Source organism: Glutamicibacter sp. ZJUTW (assembly GCF_008370855.1).
Classification (GTDB): domain Bacteria; phylum Actinomycetota; class Actinomycetes; order Actinomycetales; family Micrococcaceae; genus Glutamicibacter; species Glutamicibacter nicotianae.
On record NZ_CP043624.1, the window covers coordinates 3,281,176 to 3,301,122 of the forward strand.

The 19,947-nt window shown below is 59.9% G+C and carries 19 protein-coding genes; 10 read left to right on the top strand and 9 right to left on the bottom strand.

Annotated features, from left to right (window positions below):
• Positions 1 to 95: 95 nt before the first annotated feature.
• The 5 genes from F0M17_RS15415 (at position 96) to F0M17_RS15435 (ending at position 4,091) form a co-directional block, all read left to right on the top strand.
• Complete coding sequence (locus F0M17_RS15415) at positions 96 to 575, top strand: hypothetical protein (RefSeq protein ID WP_149597473.1); 480 nt, start codon at positions 96 to 98, stop codon at positions 573 to 575.
• A gap of 134 nt (positions 576 to 709) precedes the next feature.
• Positions 710 to 1,192, top strand: a complete 483-nt coding sequence (locus F0M17_RS15420) for a hypothetical protein (RefSeq protein ID WP_149597474.1) — start codon at positions 710 to 712, stop codon at positions 1,190 to 1,192.
• 289 nt (positions 1,193 to 1,481) lie between these two features.
• Positions 1,482 to 1,802: a hypothetical protein gene (locus F0M17_RS15425; protein ID WP_149597475.1), complete on the top strand. Its 321-nt coding sequence runs from the start codon at positions 1,482 to 1,484 to the stop codon at positions 1,800 to 1,802.
• Positions 1,803 to 2,171: 369 nt separating this feature from the next.
• Positions 2,172 to 2,558 carry a hypothetical protein gene (locus tag F0M17_RS15430; protein ID WP_073707028.1) on the top strand — a complete coding sequence of 129 codons (387 nt, stop codon included), beginning with the start codon at positions 2,172 to 2,174 and terminating at the stop codon, positions 2,556 to 2,558.
• Between the two features lie 432 nt (positions 2,559 to 2,990).
• The gene (locus tag F0M17_RS15435) at positions 2,991 to 4,091 is read left to right on the top strand and encodes an AI-2E family transporter (protein WP_246857082.1); all 1,101 of its coding nucleotides are present in this window, start codon (positions 2,991 to 2,993) and stop codon (positions 4,089 to 4,091) included.
• Between the two features lie 263 nt (positions 4,092 to 4,354).
• Here F0M17_RS15435 and F0M17_RS15440 read toward each other — a convergent pair whose 3' ends face one another.
• Positions 4,355 to 5,524, bottom strand: coding sequence for a hypothetical protein (locus F0M17_RS15440; protein ID WP_149597477.1), 1,170 nt, complete (start codon positions 5,522 to 5,524; stop codon positions 4,355 to 4,357).
• 75 nt (positions 5,525 to 5,599) lie between these two features.
• Complete coding sequence (locus tag F0M17_RS15445) at positions 5,600 to 6,040, bottom strand: YiiX/YebB-like N1pC/P60 family cysteine hydrolase (RefSeq protein WP_149597478.1); 441 nt, start codon at positions 6,038 to 6,040, stop codon at positions 5,600 to 5,602.
• A 239-nt stretch (positions 6,041 to 6,279) separates the two neighbouring features.
• Here F0M17_RS15445 and F0M17_RS15450 point away from each other — a divergent pair, with 239 nt between their 5' ends.
• The 3 genes from F0M17_RS15450 to F0M17_RS15460 all read left to right on the top strand — a co-directional run bounded on the left by F0M17_RS15450 (position 6,280) and on the right by F0M17_RS15460 (position 9,353).
• A complete protein-coding gene (locus F0M17_RS15450) occupies positions 6,280 to 7,248 on the top strand; it encodes a GGDEF domain-containing protein (protein WP_149597479.1) in 969 nt (322 codons plus the stop codon).
• 332 nt (positions 7,249 to 7,580) lie between these two features.
• The gene (locus tag F0M17_RS17770; protein WP_149597480.1) at positions 7,581 to 8,198 is read left to right on the top strand and encodes a Fic family protein; all 618 of its coding nucleotides are present in this window, start codon (positions 7,581 to 7,583) and stop codon (positions 8,196 to 8,198) included.
• A gap of 189 nt (positions 8,199 to 8,387) precedes the next feature.
• The gene (locus tag F0M17_RS15460; RefSeq protein ID WP_246857084.1) at positions 8,388 to 9,353 is read left to right on the top strand and encodes a YeiH family protein; all 966 of its coding nucleotides are present in this window, start codon (positions 8,388 to 8,390) and stop codon (positions 9,351 to 9,353) included.
• A 138-nt stretch (positions 9,354 to 9,491) separates the two neighbouring features.
• On the opposite strand, the gene F0M17_RS15465 is transcribed toward F0M17_RS15460, so the two are convergent.
• The 4 genes from F0M17_RS15465 to F0M17_RS17775 form a co-directional block, all read right to left on the bottom strand.
• The gene (locus F0M17_RS15465; RefSeq protein ID WP_246857085.1) at positions 9,492 to 10,568 is read right to left on the bottom strand and encodes a M14 family zinc carboxypeptidase; all 1,077 of its coding nucleotides are present in this window, start codon (positions 10,566 to 10,568) and stop codon (positions 9,492 to 9,494) included.
• A gap of 77 nt (positions 10,569 to 10,645) precedes the next feature.
• Positions 10,646 to 11,140 (bottom strand): hypothetical protein, encoded by a 495-nt coding sequence (locus F0M17_RS15470; protein WP_149597482.1) that lies wholly within the window; start codon positions 11,138 to 11,140, stop codon positions 10,646 to 10,648.
• The gene (locus F0M17_RS15475) at positions 11,133 to 12,680 is read right to left on the bottom strand and encodes a sodium/proline symporter (protein WP_149597483.1); all 1,548 of its coding nucleotides are present in this window, start codon (positions 12,678 to 12,680) and stop codon (positions 11,133 to 11,135) included. The genes F0M17_RS15470 and F0M17_RS15475 overlap by 8 nt, the downstream gene beginning before the upstream one ends.
• Positions 12,677 to 12,805, bottom strand: a complete 129-nt coding sequence (locus tag F0M17_RS17775; protein ID WP_256370183.1) for a hypothetical protein — start codon at positions 12,803 to 12,805, stop codon at positions 12,677 to 12,679. The genes F0M17_RS15475 and F0M17_RS17775 overlap by 4 nt, the downstream gene beginning before the upstream one ends.
• Before the next feature lie 165 nt (positions 12,806 to 12,970).
• On the opposite strand from F0M17_RS17775, the gene F0M17_RS15480 reads away from it, so the two are divergent.
• Positions 12,971 to 14,509 carry a PucR family transcriptional regulator gene (locus F0M17_RS15480; protein WP_149597484.1) on the top strand — a complete coding sequence of 513 codons (1,539 nt, stop codon included), beginning with the start codon at positions 12,971 to 12,973 and terminating at the stop codon, positions 14,507 to 14,509.
• A 92-nt stretch (positions 14,510 to 14,601) separates the two neighbouring features.
• Here the strand turns inward: F0M17_RS15480 and purU are convergent, their stop codons facing one another.
• Positions 14,602 to 15,474 carry a formyltetrahydrofolate deformylase gene (gene purU, locus F0M17_RS15485; protein WP_149597780.1) on the bottom strand — a complete coding sequence of 291 codons (873 nt, stop codon included), beginning with the start codon at positions 15,472 to 15,474 and terminating at the stop codon, positions 14,602 to 14,604.
• A 438-nt stretch (positions 15,475 to 15,912) separates the two neighbouring features.
• On the opposite strand from purU, the gene F0M17_RS15490 reads away from it, so the two are divergent.
• Complete coding sequence (locus F0M17_RS15490) at positions 15,913 to 16,581, top strand: GntR family transcriptional regulator (protein ID WP_149597485.1); 669 nt, start codon at positions 15,913 to 15,915, stop codon at positions 16,579 to 16,581.
• Between the two features lie 27 nt (positions 16,582 to 16,608).
• Here the strand turns inward: F0M17_RS15490 and F0M17_RS15495 are convergent, their stop codons facing one another.
• Both F0M17_RS15495 and fdhA read right to left on the bottom strand, forming a co-directional pair.
• The gene (locus tag F0M17_RS15495; RefSeq protein WP_149597486.1) at positions 16,609 to 18,498 is read right to left on the bottom strand and encodes a BCCT family transporter; all 1,890 of its coding nucleotides are present in this window, start codon (positions 18,496 to 18,498) and stop codon (positions 16,609 to 16,611) included.
• Positions 18,499 to 18,699: 201 nt separating this feature from the next.
• A complete protein-coding gene (gene fdhA, locus F0M17_RS15500; protein ID WP_149597487.1) occupies positions 18,700 to 19,914 on the bottom strand; it encodes a formaldehyde dehydrogenase, glutathione-independent in 1,215 nt (404 codons plus the stop codon).
• Between the last annotated feature and the right edge of the window lie 33 nt (positions 19,915 to 19,947).

The window sequence follows — 19,947 nt, forward strand, 5'->3', positions numbered from 1 at the left end:
CTTGCCCAACACCGAAAAATTCATGTAACCTAGCTAATAGTTAGCCTGTCTAAAGATATTCTACTACGAAACAGCTATCAGTACCGGAGTGAAAGATGAAAAAATCCTTAGCAGTTCCCGTAGAAACCTCCCCGCAGCAAGGCAACGCGTGGAGCACGCGAATCCAGAAGATCGCCACCTTCGCCTCTGAACAGTGCCAGAGCCGGGATACCGTGCATTCAGCAATATGCACCATTACCGGCTCCCCAGAGCAGCTGGTCATCAACTTGGCATGCACGGCAAAAAGCGAAGACCAGGTGTCCGAGTTGATGCAGTACGTCAACGACACCCTCCTGCCGCAGATGGAAACAGCGCTCGGTGTCCGCTTCGAGGTGAAGAATCTGCAGTTCGCCGTCGCGGGCAAGGAGAGCCTTCTCGCAGCACCAGAGCACGCACCCGAGGCCGAACTCCCCGCGCATTGGCTCGATCAGCCTTTCGCCGCTCCGAAGCAGACCCCCACCCCCGGGTCAGGTCTCGAACCCGCCAGTTCGGGAAGTCAATCAGGTGCATCCCATGCAGATTTGAGCATGGCCTAGGACCTGCAGCACCCGCCGCCCACCAAGAGCGGCAGCACCAAAACGAAAGAACCTTTCCAAAGCGCATCCCGCTGCGGAGCCTTACGTCAATATCGCTATTTTCATGAGCAGTGCAAGAAAGGGAAGTATCTAAAATGCCAGGTCGAATCGTACGAACCCGAACCGCAGTCAGAGTCGCTGATTTTCTCGCCACCCGTGAAGGCAAAGCCCACCTGTCCGACTACGGCTGGGCGCAGGGAATGCCGATCGTCATGACCCAGCCGGCCGAAACGCTCAACGATGCCATGGGAATGGCATCGATCCATGGCCGCGCAGTGCTGGTGGCCATGCTCGATCCGCAGACCGAGGAACTGCACATGATGCACGTCACCGTCCCCCAAGCAGCACTGAAAGTCACCAAGGCCTGCGCCGATCGACTCACCATGGGAGAGTTCTTCGAACGCCTGTCGACCGAGCTCATTGCTGAGTTCCGCGTGAAATTCTGGAAGAACACTGCCGTCGCCCACAAGATCCCGGCCTGCCCCGCGATGCAGTCGCGAACCACCTCATCGGCTCGATACCCGATGCCAGCACACCAATCTGGAGCCGAGCGCGTCGCGGCGGGCACTAGCAGGTAAACACCTTAACCCCGGTTCTGGCTCATTCCCCTGGCCAGCCAGCCAATACCCCGTGGAACGGCTGGCGAGCCAGAACCGGGCGCCGTCGGGGGCTAGTTGTTGGCCTCGGTCCTCTATCCAGGTTTGCGGATACCAGGACCCGTCACAACTCAGCGGCCAGAAACAGGCCCCGAAACCGTGTTGGCATCACCCATGAAGCGAGGACGCTCCCCCTTCGTAGCCTTCGAACCGGACTCTGCTGCCTGCCAGTCCCCTCTCAATGACGTCTTCTCGTGAAAGGCGTTAGGAAATGCTCACCATCAGCGCGGAAAGCTGCCTGGGACGCAGCATCCGCTTCAATCAACTGCCGACTTTCATCGCAATGTCGGCAGTTGGGCATTTCAGGATGAATTGGATGAGCTCAGCGAAAACCTTTATCCCCTACCGAGTTGTGCTCGATATCGACCGCGAAGAAGACAGCTACTTCCTCTTCGAGGCGCTCCAGCATTACCTTCGATACCTTTCAGCACAGGACCAGCAAAACCAGCCCGAACTGCACAGCATGCGCCGGCTGCTCGACATGGTTGACGCAGCCTGGCTGAACTCCGCGAACGTGACCGATAATAACTAGCAGCACGAGCCTTGCTCGATTCTTCTCCGCGAAGGAATTTCAGAATAAGCTGATCATTCTTTGGGCTATCACCCGCGAACTAGCTCTTCATTTAGAGCAACACTCAACTGTCGGGTATCCATATGAGGGAATTGCGCGTACCGTCGGAAGAACACTCCGCGATAGTACCCGTGGCAAACCTGGCACCTGCACCATCCACGACAACGCATCACGGCATGGCTCTAACTGGAAATACCGCAAGAGCCGCAGGAGCGGAGGCCCGCCATGTCCATCCACAGCCCAAGATCCCACACCGCTGAACACGTCAAGCATATTCTTGGCTCCCGCCAAGCCCGCATCCATCTGGCCTCCTACGGCTGAAGGGAAGGGATGCCCATCGTCCTGGCAGAACCCCACGAACGACTCGATGACGTCATGGGACTGGTCTCCATCCACGGACGATCCGCAGTGGTCGCGATCTACGATGAACCCGAGGACCACCTGAGCTTCTGGTACGTCTTTCTGCCAAACCCGGCATTGGAAAACGTACTGGCCGAACCACAAGGCCAGACAGTGGGGGAATTCATCGCCCATGGCACACCTGACGGGGCGAGAACGTTCCGGTTCAGGTACTGGGCACACAGTGCCATCACTTTTGAAATCCCCTGTTACGTGTGCAGCGACCTAGAACATCGAACCTCGTACAACACGCACCTCGGTGCAGTAGGTAAATCGCAAGCTGAAGATTCCCTGGATGATCCTGAACTTGCTGACTGACCTGCGGTGCGGAGAGTTAAGCTGGTCTTGTGTATAACTGAAAATCAGCCTATTCGCACTGAAGCATCCCATGGACATCGCGGGATGCTTCAGTGTTTAATGCTGACAGCCAGCTCACCCAACGCAAGTCCAGTGCCCAAAGATGTATAGAATCCATCTGAAACACTTCCCTGCTAGCAACACCGCCACGAGCAGATGCTTTGAAAGCCTGTGCTCGGGTCAACAATTGTGCATCAACCCCGCTGTGGTGGACGCGAAAACAAGTTCGTCAAGACGGCGAAACCAGTGCCGCCCGCACCCTCTGGCGCTGCAAGAACTGCGGAGCATGCACCACTGCTACCCGCCCGAAGAAACATAGATCTTGCACCGGCCGTGGGCAGTTGAATGCAATTGACGAGGCCTTCTGCAGCTTGCCCAAGAAAAGAGACCCGCGTGAAGACGATAAATAATGAACGGAACCCGGCCGAGGGCATGCGCTGGCCCGACAGCCTCAGCTGGGCTGGTGAACGCTCCCGCCAGATACTATGGCTGCTTGCCTTGGTTGTGGTTGCGGTCTACGGGTTGCACAAGGTCACTTTGGTTGTCATCCCATTCTTGCTGGCCGTAATTCTGGCAGCAGCCATCGCACCGCTGGTGAATTGGTTGCGTGGCAAGGGGTGGCCTAACACGGTGGCTAGCGGGACGGCCTACATTCTCGTACTCTCCGGTTTCGCGGCTGTCATCGCCGGGGTCGTCGTAACCATCCGTGCTCAGTGGGCGGAACTTGTGGATCAGGCGGTGAAAAAATTTGACCGTTTGTACGCCTGGATCGCACAGGGACCATTGCCCGTAGATGATTCCATGATCCAGGATGCCCGCAACGCGGCGAGCGATTTCGTTACCAGCAAGGCGGCAGGGAACACCGCGGTAGACAGCATCTTCGTTGCCACGCAGGTCTTCACTGGTTTCATCCTCATGGCAGTCATCTTGTTCTTCTTCCTCAAAGACGGCAAGAAGTTGTGGGCATTCTGCTTGATACCTCTCAAAGGGCGACAATTGGCAAAAGCCCGGCTCGCCGGAATACACGGTATAGAGGTGCTAGGCGGATACGTACGTGGCACAGCCATCGTAGCTCTGGTTGACTCCGTGCTGATCGGCCTTGCCTTATGGATTTTGCAGGTACCCCTGGCGCTTCCTCTGGCTGTCGTGGTCTTCATCGGTGCCTTCATCCCAATACTCGGCGCCACCACCACCGGACTTCTTGCCGCTCTGGTCGCTTTCGTGGCCAATGGCCCAACGGCAGCACTGATCATCATTGGCGTCAGCTTCGCTGTGAATCAGCTAGAGGGCAACCTTCTCCAACCGCTGGTGATGGGGAAAACCCTCCATATCCACCCTCTGGTTATTCTGATCGCGTTAAGCGCCGGGGCCGTGCTCGCTGGAATTATCGGGGCGATCCTTGCCGTGCCGCTGGCGGCCGTCAGCTGGGCCATCGGCAGAATATGGTTCAGTGATCGCTTCTCGAACCGCCATCGGCCAGTTCTTGATCACTAGGTTTGTTCAGAGTCCTGGCGTTATGACTCCGAGCCAATTTTCCGTTCCCTACCAACCTGCGTCGCCCCTGAAGGGTAGCCTGCCGCGAGACGGCTATCCCCGGCCGCTGCGTAAAGGTCGATATCACACGAAAAAGCTGGTCATCTACACAGAAAGTCGATCTAACTCGATAAGAACCAGCCGTCATCAGCCCGGGTCATCACAACCAGAGAAATGAAATTCCACAACCAAAACAATCGGCTAAACGAGAACAAAGTAGACCCTCACGGCTTCACCGCAAATCCCCTAAAGAAGAAACCACTGCTGAGGTTTGCGGGATCGTCATCCAACACGGCCCGCCCCACCTCTTCCCCGGTGTGCCGGTCATAACGCAAAACCCTGTACGGAGAACCATCATTGTTATCCGCCATGATGACAACGTCGGCATCAGTGAAGATCGCCTTCGATGAAGCCGAATTATCGCTATACGCTTCCACCGTAAACTTGCGTTCTGTCTGTCCCGTCTGAATGTCCGTAGACATGATCAAGTCCTTAACCCCGTACCATTCAAGCTTTCCGTCCTTCAGCGACTGGCGGGTTACCTGGGGAAGGCCCGTACCATCTTCACTGATGAAAGGCTCAGTCGCTTCATCTGAGATCAGTGCCTTGCTCTCATACTTACCGGTCTTGGTGTCCCATATCGATAAGACGGCCTTAGCAGCAACATCCAATCCACCTCGTCTCTCATCAGAGATGTAGTAGATTTTTCCATCATGGCATGGCGCATCATTGAGTACCGCGCCCTCTCTAGCCCGTGTACTGCTGCCGACAACTTTTTCCTTGCCGTCCTCCGTGCCAGTCAATTGGCTGAGAACCATGGGCTCCGTATCAGGATCCCCCGTCTTCGAATACGGGCCGGTAGCCAAACCAATTCCGAAGACCTCCCCCTCGCACTGAGCAGCAATGAAATAGCTACCTTCAACCTCGGCTAAAGAGGTTCCGGAACTGGTAGTGGTCACAACCTGAGTCGTATACCCCACGTCGCTGAAGCCCAGATTATAAAGTCCCACTGCAGTATCCGCTGCTGTGGCTAGCATGGCGTATTGGCTATCAGTTTTTGCATTCTCAAAACTCTTCAAACCGGCACCATCAATCAGATAGTCGGTCTTCATATCACTGAAGAACAACCCCTTCTCAGTCCACTTCATCGAGCACATGTCCATGCCCCAGGTCTGTACCTCTGTAAAAGCACCATCATCCTTTAACAGAACAACCTTTCCGTCTTGGCTTTCCCCATCCATGTCACTGCTCGCAGCACTGAAGCACAGTGCGTACGTGGCCTCGCCTAGAGCCTCGGTTTTTTGGGGTGAGGGATCCGCTGGTGAACAGCTAACCAGGGTAAAAACAGTGGCCGCCACTGCCGCTGCGGTGATGATACGACGGGTGTGAATCATGGAATGTTCCATTCTGGTGCAGAGTTTGGGCCGGCCCAATTTCAGGCCGGCCCAGATACTAGTTTTCCAGTACGCTTAGAGGGTCTTGTACGTCACCGTCTTTGAGGAATCCTTGATGTTGTAAGGATAAACGCCCAAACCGCCGTTGCCGTCCAGATCAATCCCCGTCGCCGCCTTGTAAGCCGCCCACACCAACTGCGAACAGTTCACCTTCGAACCGGTCGTCGACTTGTTCACGGCAAAGTTGGAGTTATATCCCTTGCCGCGCAATTTGTTGAAGGCATGATTGGCAGCCTTGCCTCTGTTGGTCGATGTAGTCGATACGTACTGCTTCACTGCACCCTTGCCTACCTTCACCGAGCTGCCAGCGATCGATCGACTGTTCTTTCCAGTGCCGGGAGCTTCCACAATGGTTGCGGTTGAGTAGTAAATTCCTGTGTGACCATGCTGAACGAAAATCCTAGTGGGTGCCGTAGCGACCGCTAAGAGCGAATACGGGGTAGTGATACATGCCAAAGTTTTGAATCTTTGCCGATGTTTGGCTCAATGAACTCGCGATCATTCGTCCAATACCCAAACGGTTCTGGTGGGATATAGAGAGAACATTCAGCAAATCAGAACCTGGTTGTTATCCTGTTTATCAGGAAACGGTTTCGCACAAGATTCCTGTTCTCATGGGGATTTTACGTTTGTTTAATTTCGAATTGTGCTCTGAGTGCATTATCGCCTGAGCTGCACGGAGGTTAGAGCCTAAGATGACACGCATTGCGAAAGATGCACAGTTGTTTAACGGTGCTCAGATATTCACCGATTCGGCCGAACATGCTATTTCTTACCTCAAAAGGCATACTCCGTTGACGGATTGGTCAGTTTCTCGCGTAATCGATGGAGAACAGGTCCATTTGCACGTGCAGCAGGGTCAGTTGCTCAAAACTGGTCAGCGTGTTGAGTGGGAGGAATCTTTATGCAGTCGAATGGCCAGAGGTGCTGCTCATGTTGTGGAGAATACGCAGCTAGACCCTGACTATTCGCGTATGCGATCTTCAGCCAAGGTGGGCGCCTATGCCGGGTACACCATCAATGATGATCGGGATGAGATGTTTGGGGTCCTATGCGGCGTGCGCACCGATCCGCTCACTGAAGGAGAAATAATAGATGAAGATCTCGTTGCTCTTATCAGTTCACTTCTATCTGCCCAATTGAAGCTAGCAAGAGTAGCTGATCGAGAACGGAGAAATAGCGAGCTATCCGATGCCTTGGCGCAAACAGATGCTTTAACTGGTCTGTTGAACCGACGCGGCTGGGATAAGATCACCAATGATGCGCAAGAACGCCTCGACGCTTTTGGCGATTCTGTCTCGGTTGCAGTGATAGACCTCAATGGGCTTAAGCAGGTCAATGACAGCCAAGGTCATGCAGCTGGAGATTTATTGTTGCAGCGCACTGGTGAGATCCTGAGAGGTAAAAGCACTGAGTCCTGCCGCGTCGCTCGATACGGGGGTGATGAGTTCATGATTTTGGCCAACGGAGTAGCCCCATCCCAGACAGAGGCTTATTTCTCAGTATTCAAAGAGGCTTTGGAAGAAGCAGGGATTCCTGCAGCCATGGGATTCTATTCAGCTCAGCCAGGTAGTACCAACATTGATCAGTGTATTGCCGCGGCCGATGCTTTAATGTATGAGCAGAAATATCAGCGTCGCGTTCGCTCCAATAACAATAGCTAACAGGCTATCCTTGCAACGGCTTCTAAAGAGCTATATCCATCTAAATGCGCTCTTGTCATGAAGATCTCGAGATCGAAGGTTGTGCTCACTGAGGGACAAACGGTTCTTTAGCCGAATGCTACTTGTATTGTGTTTCCTGTTCATCTGCGACCAACCCGTCGTTATTTCCTAGCGTCTAATTCGCTGCTGACTGAGCAAGCACGGACCTAGGACAACGTTGCCGATGAGGCTGGGAAGTTCAGGCAAGAACTCGTATGGATCGGCTACAAAATTTTCGCCGGACCTCGCGGAGCGAACCATGTTGCGACCCAGCATGAACTGATCCCTCTGCCTTGGCTGACCTTGAAGCGTTCATCCACCGCGATGACCTCCCCACTCTCATCCAGGTAGCTGTCGCACACGCCCAATTCGAGAGCACCCATCCGTTTGTGGACGGGAACGGCAGAACGGGGCGCGCCCCCGCCCACGCAATGCTCCGTCATCGCAAGGTGACCATCCATTCGACCGCACCGATCTCCGCGAGAATCCTGAGGGATATCCCTGGCTGTTTCGACGCGCTGACTGCCTACCGGCAAGGCAACGCCCTTGCAATCGTTAAGATCTTCATCGATGTCTCGATCTATGCCGCTGCTACGGGTCAAGCGCTGCTGCATGCCCTCGCTGATGAGCTGGAAGAATCACGCAACCGCTTGCAGGGGCTTCGGTCGAATTCGACGGCGTTCAAGTTGCTCCCCCTGCTCATAGCGCAACCCGTGATCAGCTCCAACTATGTGAAAACATCCTTGGGTGTCACAGATGCCGTCGCGCACCGAGCCTTTGCAACGTTGAACGACCGCGGGGTCCTGAAAGAGAAGTCAGGATTGCGCAAAAAGCGCGTCTGGCAGCATGATCACATCCTGCGCATTCTGGACGACTACGCAGCAACGATTCGACGGGACTCGGTGCACTAAGCCCGGATGCCCATACGACAAGCCTCGGGCCATATGAATGTGATATGACAGTGATAGCCAAGAGGGCCTCACTGCTCACTGGCCAGTCATGGAAGAGTCAAAAGCATGGCCCCTGAACATTCACAGCGAACCCAAACCCCGACTTCCGGCGAGCCCAAGCCGTCACTGTCGACGCGTGTAGGCGGATTCATGCCCGGCATCTTCCTGTGCCTGGTGATGGGCGGCGTGGCACTGGCCGCGGCGAAGCTCATCCCCGGGATGAGCGCGCTGCTGATTGCCATCCTGCTCGGCGCGCTATGGCGCAACTTGGCGCCGGTGCCCGCAGTCTTCGCGCAGGGCGTGGCGTTCTCCGCGAAGAAGCTGCTGCGCGCAGGCATCGTGCTGCTGGGCTTCCAGCTCTCGCTCGGCGCCATCCTGGCCCTGGGCCCGGGCGTGCTGGCCATCGTGGTGCTCTGTGTGGGCGTGACCTTCCTGGCCACCATGTGGATCGGTGGACGCATGGGCATTGAGCTGCCGCAGCGCCTGCTGATCGCCGCCGGCTTCTCCATTTGCGGTGCTGCTGCCGTGGCTGGTGCGGAGGGCGCAACCCGCGCCAAGCAGGACCAGGTGGCTACGGCCATCGGCCTGGTGGTGCTCTTCGGCACCCTGATGATCCCGCTGACCCCAGCGCTGGGCGCACTGCTGGGCCTGGGTGAAACCAGCATCGGCGTGCTGATCGGCGCTTCCACCCACGAGGTGGCCCAGGTGGTCGCCGCCGGCGGCGCCGTGGGCGCCACCGCGCTGGGCGTGGCCGTGACGGTCAAGCTGGCACGCGTGGTCATGCTCGCCCCGATCATGGCTGGCCTGACTCTCTACATGAGCCGCAAGCACAACATCGAAGGCGGCAAGCGCCCGCCGATCATCCCGCTGTTCGTGGCGCTGTTCCTGGTCGCCATGCTGATCCGCACCACCGGCATCATGCCCGAGTCGTTGCTGCAGCTGGCCTCTACCGCACAGACCGTGTTGCTGGCCGCCGCCATGTTCGCTCTGGGCCTGGGCGTGCACCTGAAGTGGATCGTGAAATCCGGTGGCCGCTCGCTGGTCCTGGCGCTGCTGTCCACGCTGGTCATCCTGGTCATCGCGGTGGTCGGCGCGCTGCTCTACCGCCCGCTGTAAGCGGCAAGCCAACCAGCCGTTCCGCTCGCGGGGAACGGTTCTGATCTTCAAAGCTGGAATCGGCCGAACTACAACTAGATAACCTGCTCCAGACAGGCAAATGGCGGACCTTCAAGGGTCCGCCATTGGCCGTTCCAGCTACTCGTCGTCCGCTTCGCCTGGCAGACGCTCCTGCTCGGGCAAGCTGTCCCACATCGAGGTATCGATGGTTTCCACGGAACCGTCGGCTACCGCCTTGATAGTGCTTTCCAAGGTCAGGATGGTTTGCTGACGCAGATAGCCATTCGACTTCTGCCCCAGCACATAATCCGGATTGCTGTGGTCGCTCATTCCACGCATTTCGAAGAGCAACGTGGAAATTCCGTATTCGGCCGCGATGCCATTGCGCGCAATGGTGTTCGCGGTTCCGCCCACGTACTTGCCCAAATGCCCCCAACCGGTCCGGTCCACATTCTGGTAGACCACTGCGCCCAGCCGCTTGGAGCCTTCACGGACTTCTTCAGAAACATCCGGAGTTGTCGGGTAGAGGATCGAGCCGGAAACCAGCTTGCCGTCCACCCCCGAGCGAGCGCCCTGGTGGTGCAGGTCGATCATGTAGTCGATGTCGTAAGTGGAGAGCACGTTGTTGTGCAGCGCCTGGATTTCAGGTTGGGTCTTGGCGACGTGGTCCCGGTTGATGTCCTGGTTATTCGCGTTGTAACGAGTCAGGTGGCGGTCACCCGAAGCGATGTAGTCATCGAGCGGGAAATCCACATCTCCCATGGCGCCATCCGGGTTCAGCATCGGCACAATCAGGATGTTGACGTTCTCCAGCACGCCCTTCATCCGGCCGCTGCCCAGGTGCTTGATGACTTCCAGAGTTCCCTCGGTGGTCAGCTGCTCGTTGCCGTGCTGCTGGGTGAGGAACATGATCGTCGGGTTGTCCGGATCGGACAAGTATTTGGCAAGAAACAGATCGCGCCCCTTGACCGATTGGCCGATGACTTCAAGTTCCATCGCCGGCTGCTTGGCATCCTGCTTTTCCAGTTCGGCGGCCATCGATTCGTGCGTGTGCAGAATCGAGGTATTGATGGTTTCGTTTCCGTTGTAATCGGGTCCGTTGCCCACGGCGTTGGCCGGGACCAGCCCCAAGCCGAGAAACAGTGCCGAGCCGGCAACGATACAGGTGCCCTTTTTCAGCATCCGGACGGGGAACTGCTGTGAATCATTCTTCATTGAATCTCCAGTGTCTTCCTGTGATGGGGTGGGGGTGGATTCTTGGGTCTCGACGCCGATGCGCGCCGTTTCCGGTTTCAACTTCCGATGAAGAAGTATCCGCCGTTCAGTCCATCCACCATGATGCGGTAGGACTTTCCTTCCAGCTTCGCTTCGATCACCCAGTTGGGTTTCCAGACCTTGGCGATACTGCTCTTTTCGCGGATTCCACCGCGCCAGGCCAGTCGGGCACGGCGCAGCGCCGCTGTGGACAGCAAAGCCTTGGCCCGCTCGCGAGCAGTGTCGAAATCGATGGTGTTCCACTTCGGATCCGCCACGAGGTCCATTCGCTGGCCAGCTTGGGCGTCCTGGACTTGCCACGGGTCGGTGACAAAGGCCTTGCCCGAGTAGTAGTCCACCAAAGCATGCGCTTGCGCGATTCGCCCGGCCAGTTGCGGAACCTCGAAGACGAACCCCGCGAAGGGGTGATGCCGCAGCTTGGCCGACGTGACCGCCAGCTCCGGCGCCTTGGTGGCGAGGATGCGCTGCGCATCCTGGCCATCGACCAGCGTGCGCAGCACAAGTTCACTCATGGCGTCCCGCCATTTCAGCCTGGCTGGCCAGCAGGGCGTCCTGGCCCATCAGCATCTTCTTCGGAATCGGCCCGATCTTCGCGGTCTCATCCAGCGCCCGTCCGATATGTTCCGGCACCGGATGCGACTTCTGGCTGGCTAGGCTGCCAATGATCATGGCCGCGGTGGAGGCCAGAATGCCGGTGACCATCGGATCGATGCCGGTGGCATCAGGAGCCCCGGAAACCTGCCAGAGCACCGAAACCAGGGTCCCGGCGATCATCGAAGAAACAGCTCCAACAGCGTTGGCCTTCTTCCACCACACCGCGCAGATGTAGGAAGGAACAAAGGCGCTGCCCAGCACGGTGGTGGAGAAGATGACCACTGCGGCCACGGCGGGCGGGTCAAAGGCGGCAATGGCATAGCCGACAATGGCCAGGGCCAGCACGGTAATCCGCGAGACCCAGACCATCTGCGCATCGTTCATCTTCTTGTTGATGAACCGGGCATAAATGTCCTGGCTGGCAATGGTTCCCGCCTGCAGCAGCAACGCATCAGCGGTGGACATGATCGCTGCCATGATGGCGGCCATGACGACGCCTACGGCAAAGGTCGGCAGCACCGCATCGGCAACCTCGAAAATTGCGGTTTCCGGGTTGGCCAAATTCGGCAGCAAGATCAGCGCGAACATGCCCACGAGGTAAGGGCCGGGGATGAACAGGAGGTTGAAGATCAATGAGTAGACACCTGCGGTGCGTGCTACCGACGGCTTCTTCATGGCCATATGGCTGACCACCACGTGCGGCCAACCCATGTAGCCGATCGAGAAGACCAGCAACGCCCCGAGGATGACTCCCCATTGGCCCTGGTAGCCCAGGTCCGCTCCCCACATGGTCAGCAGGTTCGGGTTGATCTCGCCCACGGCTTCATTGCCCTGGGTGAAACCACCCACTGCCATCAGCGTGGCAACCAGGATCCAGACCATGCCCACCACCATGATGATGGCCTGGACGAAGTCGGTGTAGGCCACAGCCAGGTAGCCGCCGAGGAAAGTGTAGAGGACAATCACGCCGATGGCGATGGCCAGGGCTACCGGGAAGGAAACTCCGGAGACCATCTCCAGTCCGCGGCCGCCGGCGATGAACTGCGCGAGGACGTAGAAGAACATGCAGAACAACGCCACGGGAGCGGCAATGAGCCGGATCCACTTCGAGGGGTAGCGGTGCTCCAGATACTCGATGGATGTGATGGAACCAAGAATCTGGGACAGCTTGCGCATGCGCCGGCCAAGGACCGAAAGGTTCAGGATGCCGCCGCCCAGGTCACCCAGCGCATACCACATGCTGAAATAGCCCTGGGTGTAGCCCATGGATCCAGCTCCCATGAACATGTAGCCGGACATGGAGGAGCTTTGCAGGCGAAGTGCGGTGACTCCCGGGCCGAGGCTGCGTCCGCCCAGCAGGAAGCCCTCGGCATCCTGCTTTCCGCGCTTCATCGCCCAAACACCGATGCCTGCCATGGCGACGAAGTAGATGACCAGGAACAGGATCTCGATGCTCATCGCTGCTCCTCCGTATCCTCATGCTTCCAGCCGCGGCTGAGCCACAGGAAAACTCCGGTATAGATCACCCAGAGGGCCGGAACCCCGATGATGACCATGGTCGTGAACGCCGGAAGTCCAAACATCGACGCATTCCCCCCTAAAAGCCAAACACTCTGTATTGTGTGAAGCGAATCACTATAGATCCATGTGATTGACAGTTTTGCATAGCTGGAGGCCGATCAACAGTGACACTTGTCGGGAAAACACGCGATGTCCGGACAGACTGTCCGGAGCAGTCGATTGCCACTATGGAAAAGCTGCTCCAGCTGCCCGCAGTACTGGCCGGCAATCCGCAGGTCTTTGCCGATCAGTCGTCATTGAACCGTCACATTGGTTGGGTCCACGTGCTGGAAAACTCGGATCCGAGGACCTACCTGCGCGGCCAGGAACTGGTACTGACCACTGGCATCGGGTGGGGTCCAGAAACCTGCTTCGAGAAGTATGTGGCCGAATTGGTCGAGCTGGAATCCGCCGGCCTGCTGCTAGAGCTCGGCAACCATTGCCCCGCAGTTCCGGCGGCGCTCATCCAGTCCTGCAAGGAGCATTGCTTCCCGCTGGTGGCATTGCACGAACCAGTGGCTTTTGTGGAGATCACCGAGGCACTGCACCAGCTGCTCTTCTCCTCCCAGACCCGGCGCATCGAGGCCGGCGGCGAGGTCACCGCCCATTTCACCGCGCTGATGCAGCTCGGCGCTCCGGCCGAAACCATACTCCGGGACTGCGCCAGGCTGCTGAATGCCACGGTGGTGCTGGAGGATTCAGGCTACAACGTGCTGCGCCATGCCAGCGCCGTTCCGGTGCCCGCGGACTTCTTCGAGCACTGGCAAGACCGTTCCCGCAGCTTGCACGTGACAGGCAATGCTGGACGCCAGGTGATCCCGGTGCAGATCCATGGCAGGCATTTCGGTTCTTTGATCGCCCCGGACACTGCCACTCATCCGGCAGGATCCCTGCATGTACTGACAATGGCGGGCATTGCGCTGGGCACCGAGCTCCTGCGCAAGCAGGAACCTGCCTCGTTGGCTTTCGATACGGCCTGCGAACTGCTTGACGACCTGATGCTGCGAAAGGACGCGGACTCGGACCTGCTCGCCGGGAAATTCGAAGCCTCCGGGTTCCCGGTGCGCCACCGGCAGCTGCGTGGTTTCGCGATCCCGCTGGACTCGTGCGCCGACCTGAGAGCAGCAGCCAGGCAGATCGAGCGCACTATCGGCAAGGATCTGCGTCCGGTGATCGGTGCCCGGAATGCGCCCGCGTCCAAGCTCTTCGGCTTCTTCTCCGCTATCCCCGGCAAACTGCCGCCAGACTGGCCCCAGACCTTGCACCTGGATGAGGTGGCCGGATATTTTGACGGACCGCTCTATCTGGGTGCGGCCGTCAATGACTTCGGCCTGCTGGCAGATTCCATCAGGCAAGCCATCGGCGGATGCGAACTGTCCCTGGCTGCAAACCAGCCAGTTGTGCTGGCCGAGGAGTATCCACTGGCACTGCTTGCCCATGAACTGCGCCATGAACCGGCAATGCAGCGCCTGCCGCAGCAGGTGCTCGCGCCAATCCTGGCCTTGGATCCTGCCCGGCGCACCGAATGCCTGAGGGTCCTGAAGGCCTATTTGGCTTCACCGACCAACCGATCCCAGGCGGCTACCCGTTGCCAGCTCTCCCGGTCGGTGTTCTACCAGCGGCTCGGACTGCTCGAATCCCTGCTGGACATGGATCTGAATGATGCCCAATCCTTGACCGTCCTGTCGCTGGGCCTGGCCGTCTACCAGCAGAACGTGTCAGCTTGAGTCCCCGGTCTGCCGGCCACAAGAAGACCCCTGGCACAGAAAGCCAGCCACGTCGCGATGGCAACGTGGCTGGCTTCCAGGAATTGCCGCCGCTAGCGCAGCACGACGGTGCGCGAGCCGCTGAGGAAGACACGGTCTTCGCAGTGCCATCGCACCGCGTCGGACAGCGCCTTGCACTCAGTATCGCGGCCGGCGGCCACCAGATGCTCGGGCTCGAAGCTGTGGTCCACTTCCTGGACCCGCTGGGTGATGATCGGGCCCTCGTCCAGCTCGGAATTCACGTAGTGCGCGGTGGCGCCCACGGTCTTCACGCCGCGCTCGAACGCCTGGTGGTAGGGCTTGGCGCCCTTGAAGGAGGGCAGGAATGAGTGGTGGATGTTGATGGCCCGGCCGGTGAGCTTGCGACTGAGGTCATCGGAGAGCACCTGCATGTAGCGGGCGAGGACCACCAGATCCACCTCGAAGCGCTCCACCAGGTCCATCAGCTTGGACTCGGCCTCGGGCTTCGTCTCCGCGCTGACCGGAATATGGAAGAACGGGATCCCGTTCCACTCGACCTGCTGGCGGTGATCGGGGTGGTTGGAGACAACTGCCGCGATCTCCACCGGCAGCTCCCCCATCCGGGCGCGGAACAGCAAGTCGTGAAGGCAGTGGCCGAACTTGGAGACCATCACCACCACGCGCTTCTTCTGGCCCGTCGGGCGCAGCCCCCAGGTAGCCTCGTGCTCTTCGGCAAGCTGGCCGAGGCTCGCTTCGAGCTCCGCGACCTCCGCGGCAATTTCCTTCGACTCGGCGACTTCGAACTCGATGCGCATGAACAGCGTTCCCGAACGCTGGTCATCATGCTGCTTCAGCTCCCGGATATCGCCGTGGTGCTTGAGCAGCAGACCGGTGACCGCATGCACGATGCCCGGGCGCTCGGCGCAGGTGAGGGTCAGGACGTATTTGTTGTTCGGTTCGGTCATCATGCCGCTCCTTGGTTTCGCCGAGATGGCTATAGCTTCGCCATGGCTCGTGTGGTTTTCAGATGAAAGGAATACGGTCGCGCAATGCGCCCGCTTGCCCGCGTTGCCCCGCGGAATCCGGGCCGCCAGGCCAGGGGTTTTCCTGCCGGGTATCCGCGCCTTGCACTGTCCTTCAAAGTGGATGCTGGCATGCCCGGCATCCCTTGGACAGTCTCTGATATATCAGTTGCTGATCACAATACTATGTGTGCCCCAGCACAGCGTCAATGAATTTTCCTGCCGTATTTCTGCAGGGTTCCAAACAGGTTTTCAGCTCTGTTGCCGACCGGCGGGGCACGGCGCATTAGGCGCATTTGCGCGGGAAAAGCGCCCAATTCGGAGCCGGGGCGATACTCTTTGTGTGTCGGCAAATGATTTTTGAGCAATGAAGAGAGCGATATGCCAAGGCCCACAGGATTGACCAGCACCGCCACGGAGCAAGGCTCGATGGCCGATCGCGCCTACAACGCACTTCGCGACCGGCTGGTGCTGCTGGAAATCGCGCCGACCCATCCGATCCACGAGCCGCAGCTGGCTGAGGAGCTCGGCGTCGGGCGCACCCCGATGCGCGAAGCACTCAAGCGCTTGGAAACCGACCACCTGGTCGTGTCCTATCCGCGTCGCGGCACCTTCGCCACGGCCGTGGATTTCCACGAGCTGAACTACATCTCCGAGATGCGCCAGGTGCTCGAGCCGCTGGCCGCCCGCAACGCGGCGGCCAACAAGGACCCGCTGATCCGCGAGGAGCTGGCCGGCTCCCTGCAGCAAATCGATGCCTTGGACCCTACGCTGGACCAGCGTTCGCTGCTGCTGCTCGATGTGCACATCCACCGGCTCATCTACAAGGCCGCGGCCAACAAGCACCTGGAGGAAACCCTGGTGCGCCTGGATAACCTGGTGACCCGGATCTGGTGCCTGGTCATCGACCAGATGCCGCCCATCGCCGAGCACATTTCCGAGCACTCTGCCCTGCTGCGCGCCATCCTCGACGGGGACGCTGAGCTGGCCTCGCGGCTGGTCTCCGAGCATGTGGCCCACTTCGAGCAGGCACTGCGCCGCGCCCCGTAGCCGCAGCTCCGGGACGCGGCAGTCACGCTAGCGTCCGGCACCCTCGGGTTCCAGATCCGCATCGGGGTGCTGGCGGGCTTCGCGCACCTCGGCCTGTTGCCCATCGTCCGCCGGCTCATCCGCAGGTGCTTCCGGCTCTTCTGCTTCGGCTTCCGGCGCCGAGGCTGCGACAATCGAGTTCTCCCTGGTCATCAAGCAGAACTGCTCGCCCTCGTGGCGGTCGATGCCGTCATCCACTGCCTGCTCCAGCACCTCCATGGCCACCTTGCCGCGCAGCACCAGCGGGTCGCGGCTCAGGTCCTTCCACAGCGCCACGCAGAGCAGCAGCATCACCAGCACGAATGGCAGCGCCGAGACGATCGTGATGTTCTTCAGCCCGTTCAATGCTTCCGCCGGATGGTCCCCGCCGGCCAGCAGCATCACCGCCGCCACCGCGCCCACCGAAACGCCCCAGAAGACCACCGATTTCTTCGACGGGTCCTCGGCGCCGCGCTCGCTGAGCGCGCCCATCACGATCGATGCCGAGTCCGCCCCGGTAACGAAGAAGATGGCAATCAGCACCACGGTCAGCCCCATCAGCGCAATGGAGAACCATTCGGGGAACGGCAGCGCGCCGAGCAGCTCGAAGAGCACCGAGTCGAAGTCGATGTCAGGTGCCCCGTCCACCATCCTGGCCAGCGCCTGGCCCATGTCCCCGTTGCGCTCGGCCCGCTCCTGCAGGCCGATGGCGCCGCCGCCGAAGATCGCGAACCAGATCAGCGTGACGGTGGAAGGAACCAGCAGCACGCCGGTGACGAACTGGCGGATGCTGCGCCCGCGCGAGATCCGCGCGATGAACAGGCCCACGAACGGGGTCCAGGAAACCCACCATGCCCAGTAGAAGATCGTCCAGGAAGACAGCCAGGCGGCCATGTCCCCGTCGCCGGAGGCAGCGGTCCGCGATGCCATTTCCGGCAGGTCTGCAATGAAGGAACCAACTGCATTGGGGATGACATTCAGGATGAACAGCGTCGGACCGCCAATGAACACGACCAGGGCCAGGATCACCGCAAGCACCATGTTGATATTCGACAGCCACTGGATGCCGCGCTCGATTCCGGACACAGCCGAGGCCACGAACATGGCGGTGAGCACCGCGATGATCAGCACCAGGATCCCCGAACCCACCGAGGGCAGCAGCCCGACGGACTGGATCCCGCCGCCGATCTGCAGCGCACCGAGGCCCAGCGAGCAGGCCGAACCGAAGAGCGTGGCCAGGATGGCAAGGATGTTGATCGTCTTCCCGCCCCAGCCGTGCACCACCTTCTCGCCGAAGATCGAGCTGAACATCGAGGAGAACAGCTGCGGGCGGCCCAGCCGGAAGCTGCTGTAGGCCATGCCCAGCCCGACAATCGCGTACATCGCCCAGGGGAACAGCGTCCAGTGGAACATCGTGGTGCCCATGGCTGTGCCCACCGCTGCCGAGGTCTGCCCGCCCACGGTTTCCGGCGGCGGGGACATGTAGAAGTACAGCGGCTCGCCCACCCCGTAGAAGACCAGCCCGATGCCCATGCCGGTGGCAAACATCATCGAGATCCAGGAGACGGTGCTGAACTGCGGTTTCTCCCCGTCCTTGCCCAGCGGAATGCGTCCGAAGCTCTTGGCCGCGACCACCAGCACGAAGACGGTGAACACCGTCGCGGCGATCACGAAGACCCAGCCGGTATTCGTGATGACCCAGTCCAAGGCCTTTCCTGCCGCGGAGCCCAGTCCGGCGGGCGAGGCGAAGCCCCAGGCGATGAAGGCCAGTGCGAGGACTCCGGCGATGCCGAAGACCCAGTAGTCGGTGCCGGAAGCCAGATACCTTCGAGGGCGGCGCCGGCGAGCCGAGTGCAGCTCGCTGACCAGATCGTTCACGGGTTGCTCAGTGCGTTTCATGTGGATTTCCTTCAATCAAGGCAAGAGGAGGCACGCAGGCAACGGCATGCGGGCGCGCCGAATCAGCCGGGGTCCCGGGGTTGCTCGTTAAATGGTGCCGGGGCCGGCGAGATGGCCTGGCTCAAGGCCAAGGCCGGTAGGCCGCCCGGCGGGCCGGGAATGGTTCCCGGTCCGCCGGGCGGGCAGCGGTTGCGCGGCCGGTCAGGCGCTGATCAGGCCGTGCGGGTCGAGCACGAACTTCTGCGCGGCGCCCTCGTCGAAGGCCGCGTAGCCCTGCGGGGCCTGGTCCAATCCGATGGCCGTGGCGTTGACGTTCCTGGCAATCGAGACCTTGTCCGCCAGGATCGCCTGCATCAGCCCGCGGTGGTATTTCATCACCGGGCACTGGCCCGTGACGAAGGTGTGGGACTTGGCGAAGCCCAGGCCGAAGCGCATGGACAGCGAGCCGACCTTCGCCGCCTCGTCGGTGGCGCCCGGATCCCCGGTGACGTAGAGTCCCGGGATGCCCAGGCTGCCGCCGGCACGGGTGATTTCCATCAGCGAATTGAGCACCGTGGCAGGCTGCTCCTTCCCGGCATCATGCCCGTGGCCGCGGGCCTCGAAGCCCACCGCGTCGATGCCGCAGTCCACCTCGGGCACGCCCAGGATCTGCTCGATCTGCCCGGCAGGATCGCCAAGCGAGACATCCACGGTTTCGCAGCCGAAGCTGCGCGCCTGGGCCAGCCGGTCGGCGTTCAAATCCCCGACGATCACCGTGGCAGCCCCCAGCAGCTGTGCCGAGGTGGCGGCGGCCAGGCCCACCGGCCCCGCTCCGGCCACATACACCGTGGAGCCGACGGTGACCCCGGCGCCGATCGCCCCGTGGTAGCCGGTGGGGAAGATGTCCGAGAGCATGGCCAGATCCAGGATCTTCTCCATGGCCTGGTCGCGGTCAGGGAATTTCAGGGCGTTCCAGTCCGCGTAGGGCACCAGCACGTACTCCGCTTGGCCGCCCACCCAGCCGCCCATGTCCACGTAGCCGTAGGCCGAGCCCGGGCGGTCGGGATTCACGTTCAGGCAGATGCCGGTCTGCCCGGTCTTGCAGTTGCGGCAGCGGCCGCAGGAGATGTTGAAGGGCACCGAAACGACATCGCCTACCTTGAGGAACTCCACGTCACGGCCTACTTCCACCACTTCGCCGGTGATCTCGTGGCCCAGCACCAGGCCCACCGGGGCGGTGGTTCGCCCGCGCACCATGTGCTGGTCCGAGCCGCAGATGTTGGTGGCGATGGTGCGCAGGATGACCCCGTGGTGCACCTGCCGCCCGACGTTCGCCGGGTGCACCCCGGGACCGTCCTTCAATTCGAATTCGGGGTACGGGGTGTCGATCAATTCGACCTTGCCGGCTCCGGCGTAGCTCACTGCCAAGTTGCCCATGGCGCACTTCTCCCTTGAAATATCAGTTGGATA

Excerpts from the sequence above, each read along its gene's own strand:
- F0M17_RS17775 (WP_256370183.1), bottom strand. The coding sequence starts at position 12,805 with ATGTTTGGACTTCCGGCGTTCACGACCATGGTCATCATCGGGGTTCCG.
- F0M17_RS15415 (WP_149597473.1), top strand. The coding sequence starts at position 96 with ATGAAAAAATCCTTAGCAGTTCCCGTAGAAACCTCCCCGCAGCAAGGC.
- F0M17_RS15490 (WP_149597485.1), top strand. The coding sequence starts at position 15,913 with ATGCCAAGGCCCACAGGATTGACCAGCACCGCCACGGAGCAAGGCTCG.
- F0M17_RS15475 (WP_149597483.1), bottom strand. The coding sequence starts at position 12,680 with ATGAGCATCGAGATCCTGTTCCTGGTCATCTACTTCGTCGCCATGGCA.
- F0M17_RS15430 (WP_073707028.1), top strand. The coding sequence starts at position 2,172 with ATGCCCATCGTCCTGGCAGAACCCCACGAACGACTCGATGACGTCATG.
- F0M17_RS15495 (WP_149597486.1), bottom strand. The coding sequence starts at position 18,498 with ATGAAACGCACTGAGCAACCCGTGAACGATCTGGTCAGCGAGCTGCAC.
- fdhA (WP_149597487.1), bottom strand. The coding sequence starts at position 19,914 with ATGGGCAACTTGGCAGTGAGCTACGCCGGAGCCGGCAAGGTCGAATTG.
- F0M17_RS15420 (WP_149597474.1), top strand. The coding sequence starts at position 710 with ATGCCAGGTCGAATCGTACGAACCCGAACCGCAGTCAGAGTCGCTGAT.
- F0M17_RS15425 (WP_149597475.1), top strand. The coding sequence starts at position 1,482 with ATGCTCACCATCAGCGCGGAAAGCTGCCTGGGACGCAGCATCCGCTTC.
- purU (WP_149597780.1), bottom strand. The coding sequence starts at position 15,474 with ATGACCGAACCGAACAACAAATACGTCCTGACCCTCACCTGCGCCGAG.
- F0M17_RS15440 (WP_149597477.1), bottom strand. The coding sequence starts at position 5,524 with ATGATTCACACCCGTCGTATCATCACCGCAGCGGCAGTGGCGGCCACT.
- F0M17_RS15465 (WP_246857085.1), bottom strand. The coding sequence starts at position 10,568 with ATGAAGAATGATTCACAGCAGTTCCCCGTCCGGATGCTGAAAAAGGGC.
- F0M17_RS15470 (WP_149597482.1), bottom strand. The coding sequence starts at position 11,140 with ATGAGTGAACTTGTGCTGCGCACGCTGGTCGATGGCCAGGATGCGCAG.
- F0M17_RS15480 (WP_149597484.1), top strand. The coding sequence starts at position 12,971 with ATGGAAAAGCTGCTCCAGCTGCCCGCAGTACTGGCCGGCAATCCGCAG.
- F0M17_RS15450 (WP_149597479.1), top strand. The coding sequence starts at position 6,280 with ATGACACGCATTGCGAAAGATGCACAGTTGTTTAACGGTGCTCAGATA.
- F0M17_RS15460 (WP_246857084.1), top strand. The coding sequence starts at position 8,388 with ATGCCCGGCATCTTCCTGTGCCTGGTGATGGGCGGCGTGGCACTGGCC.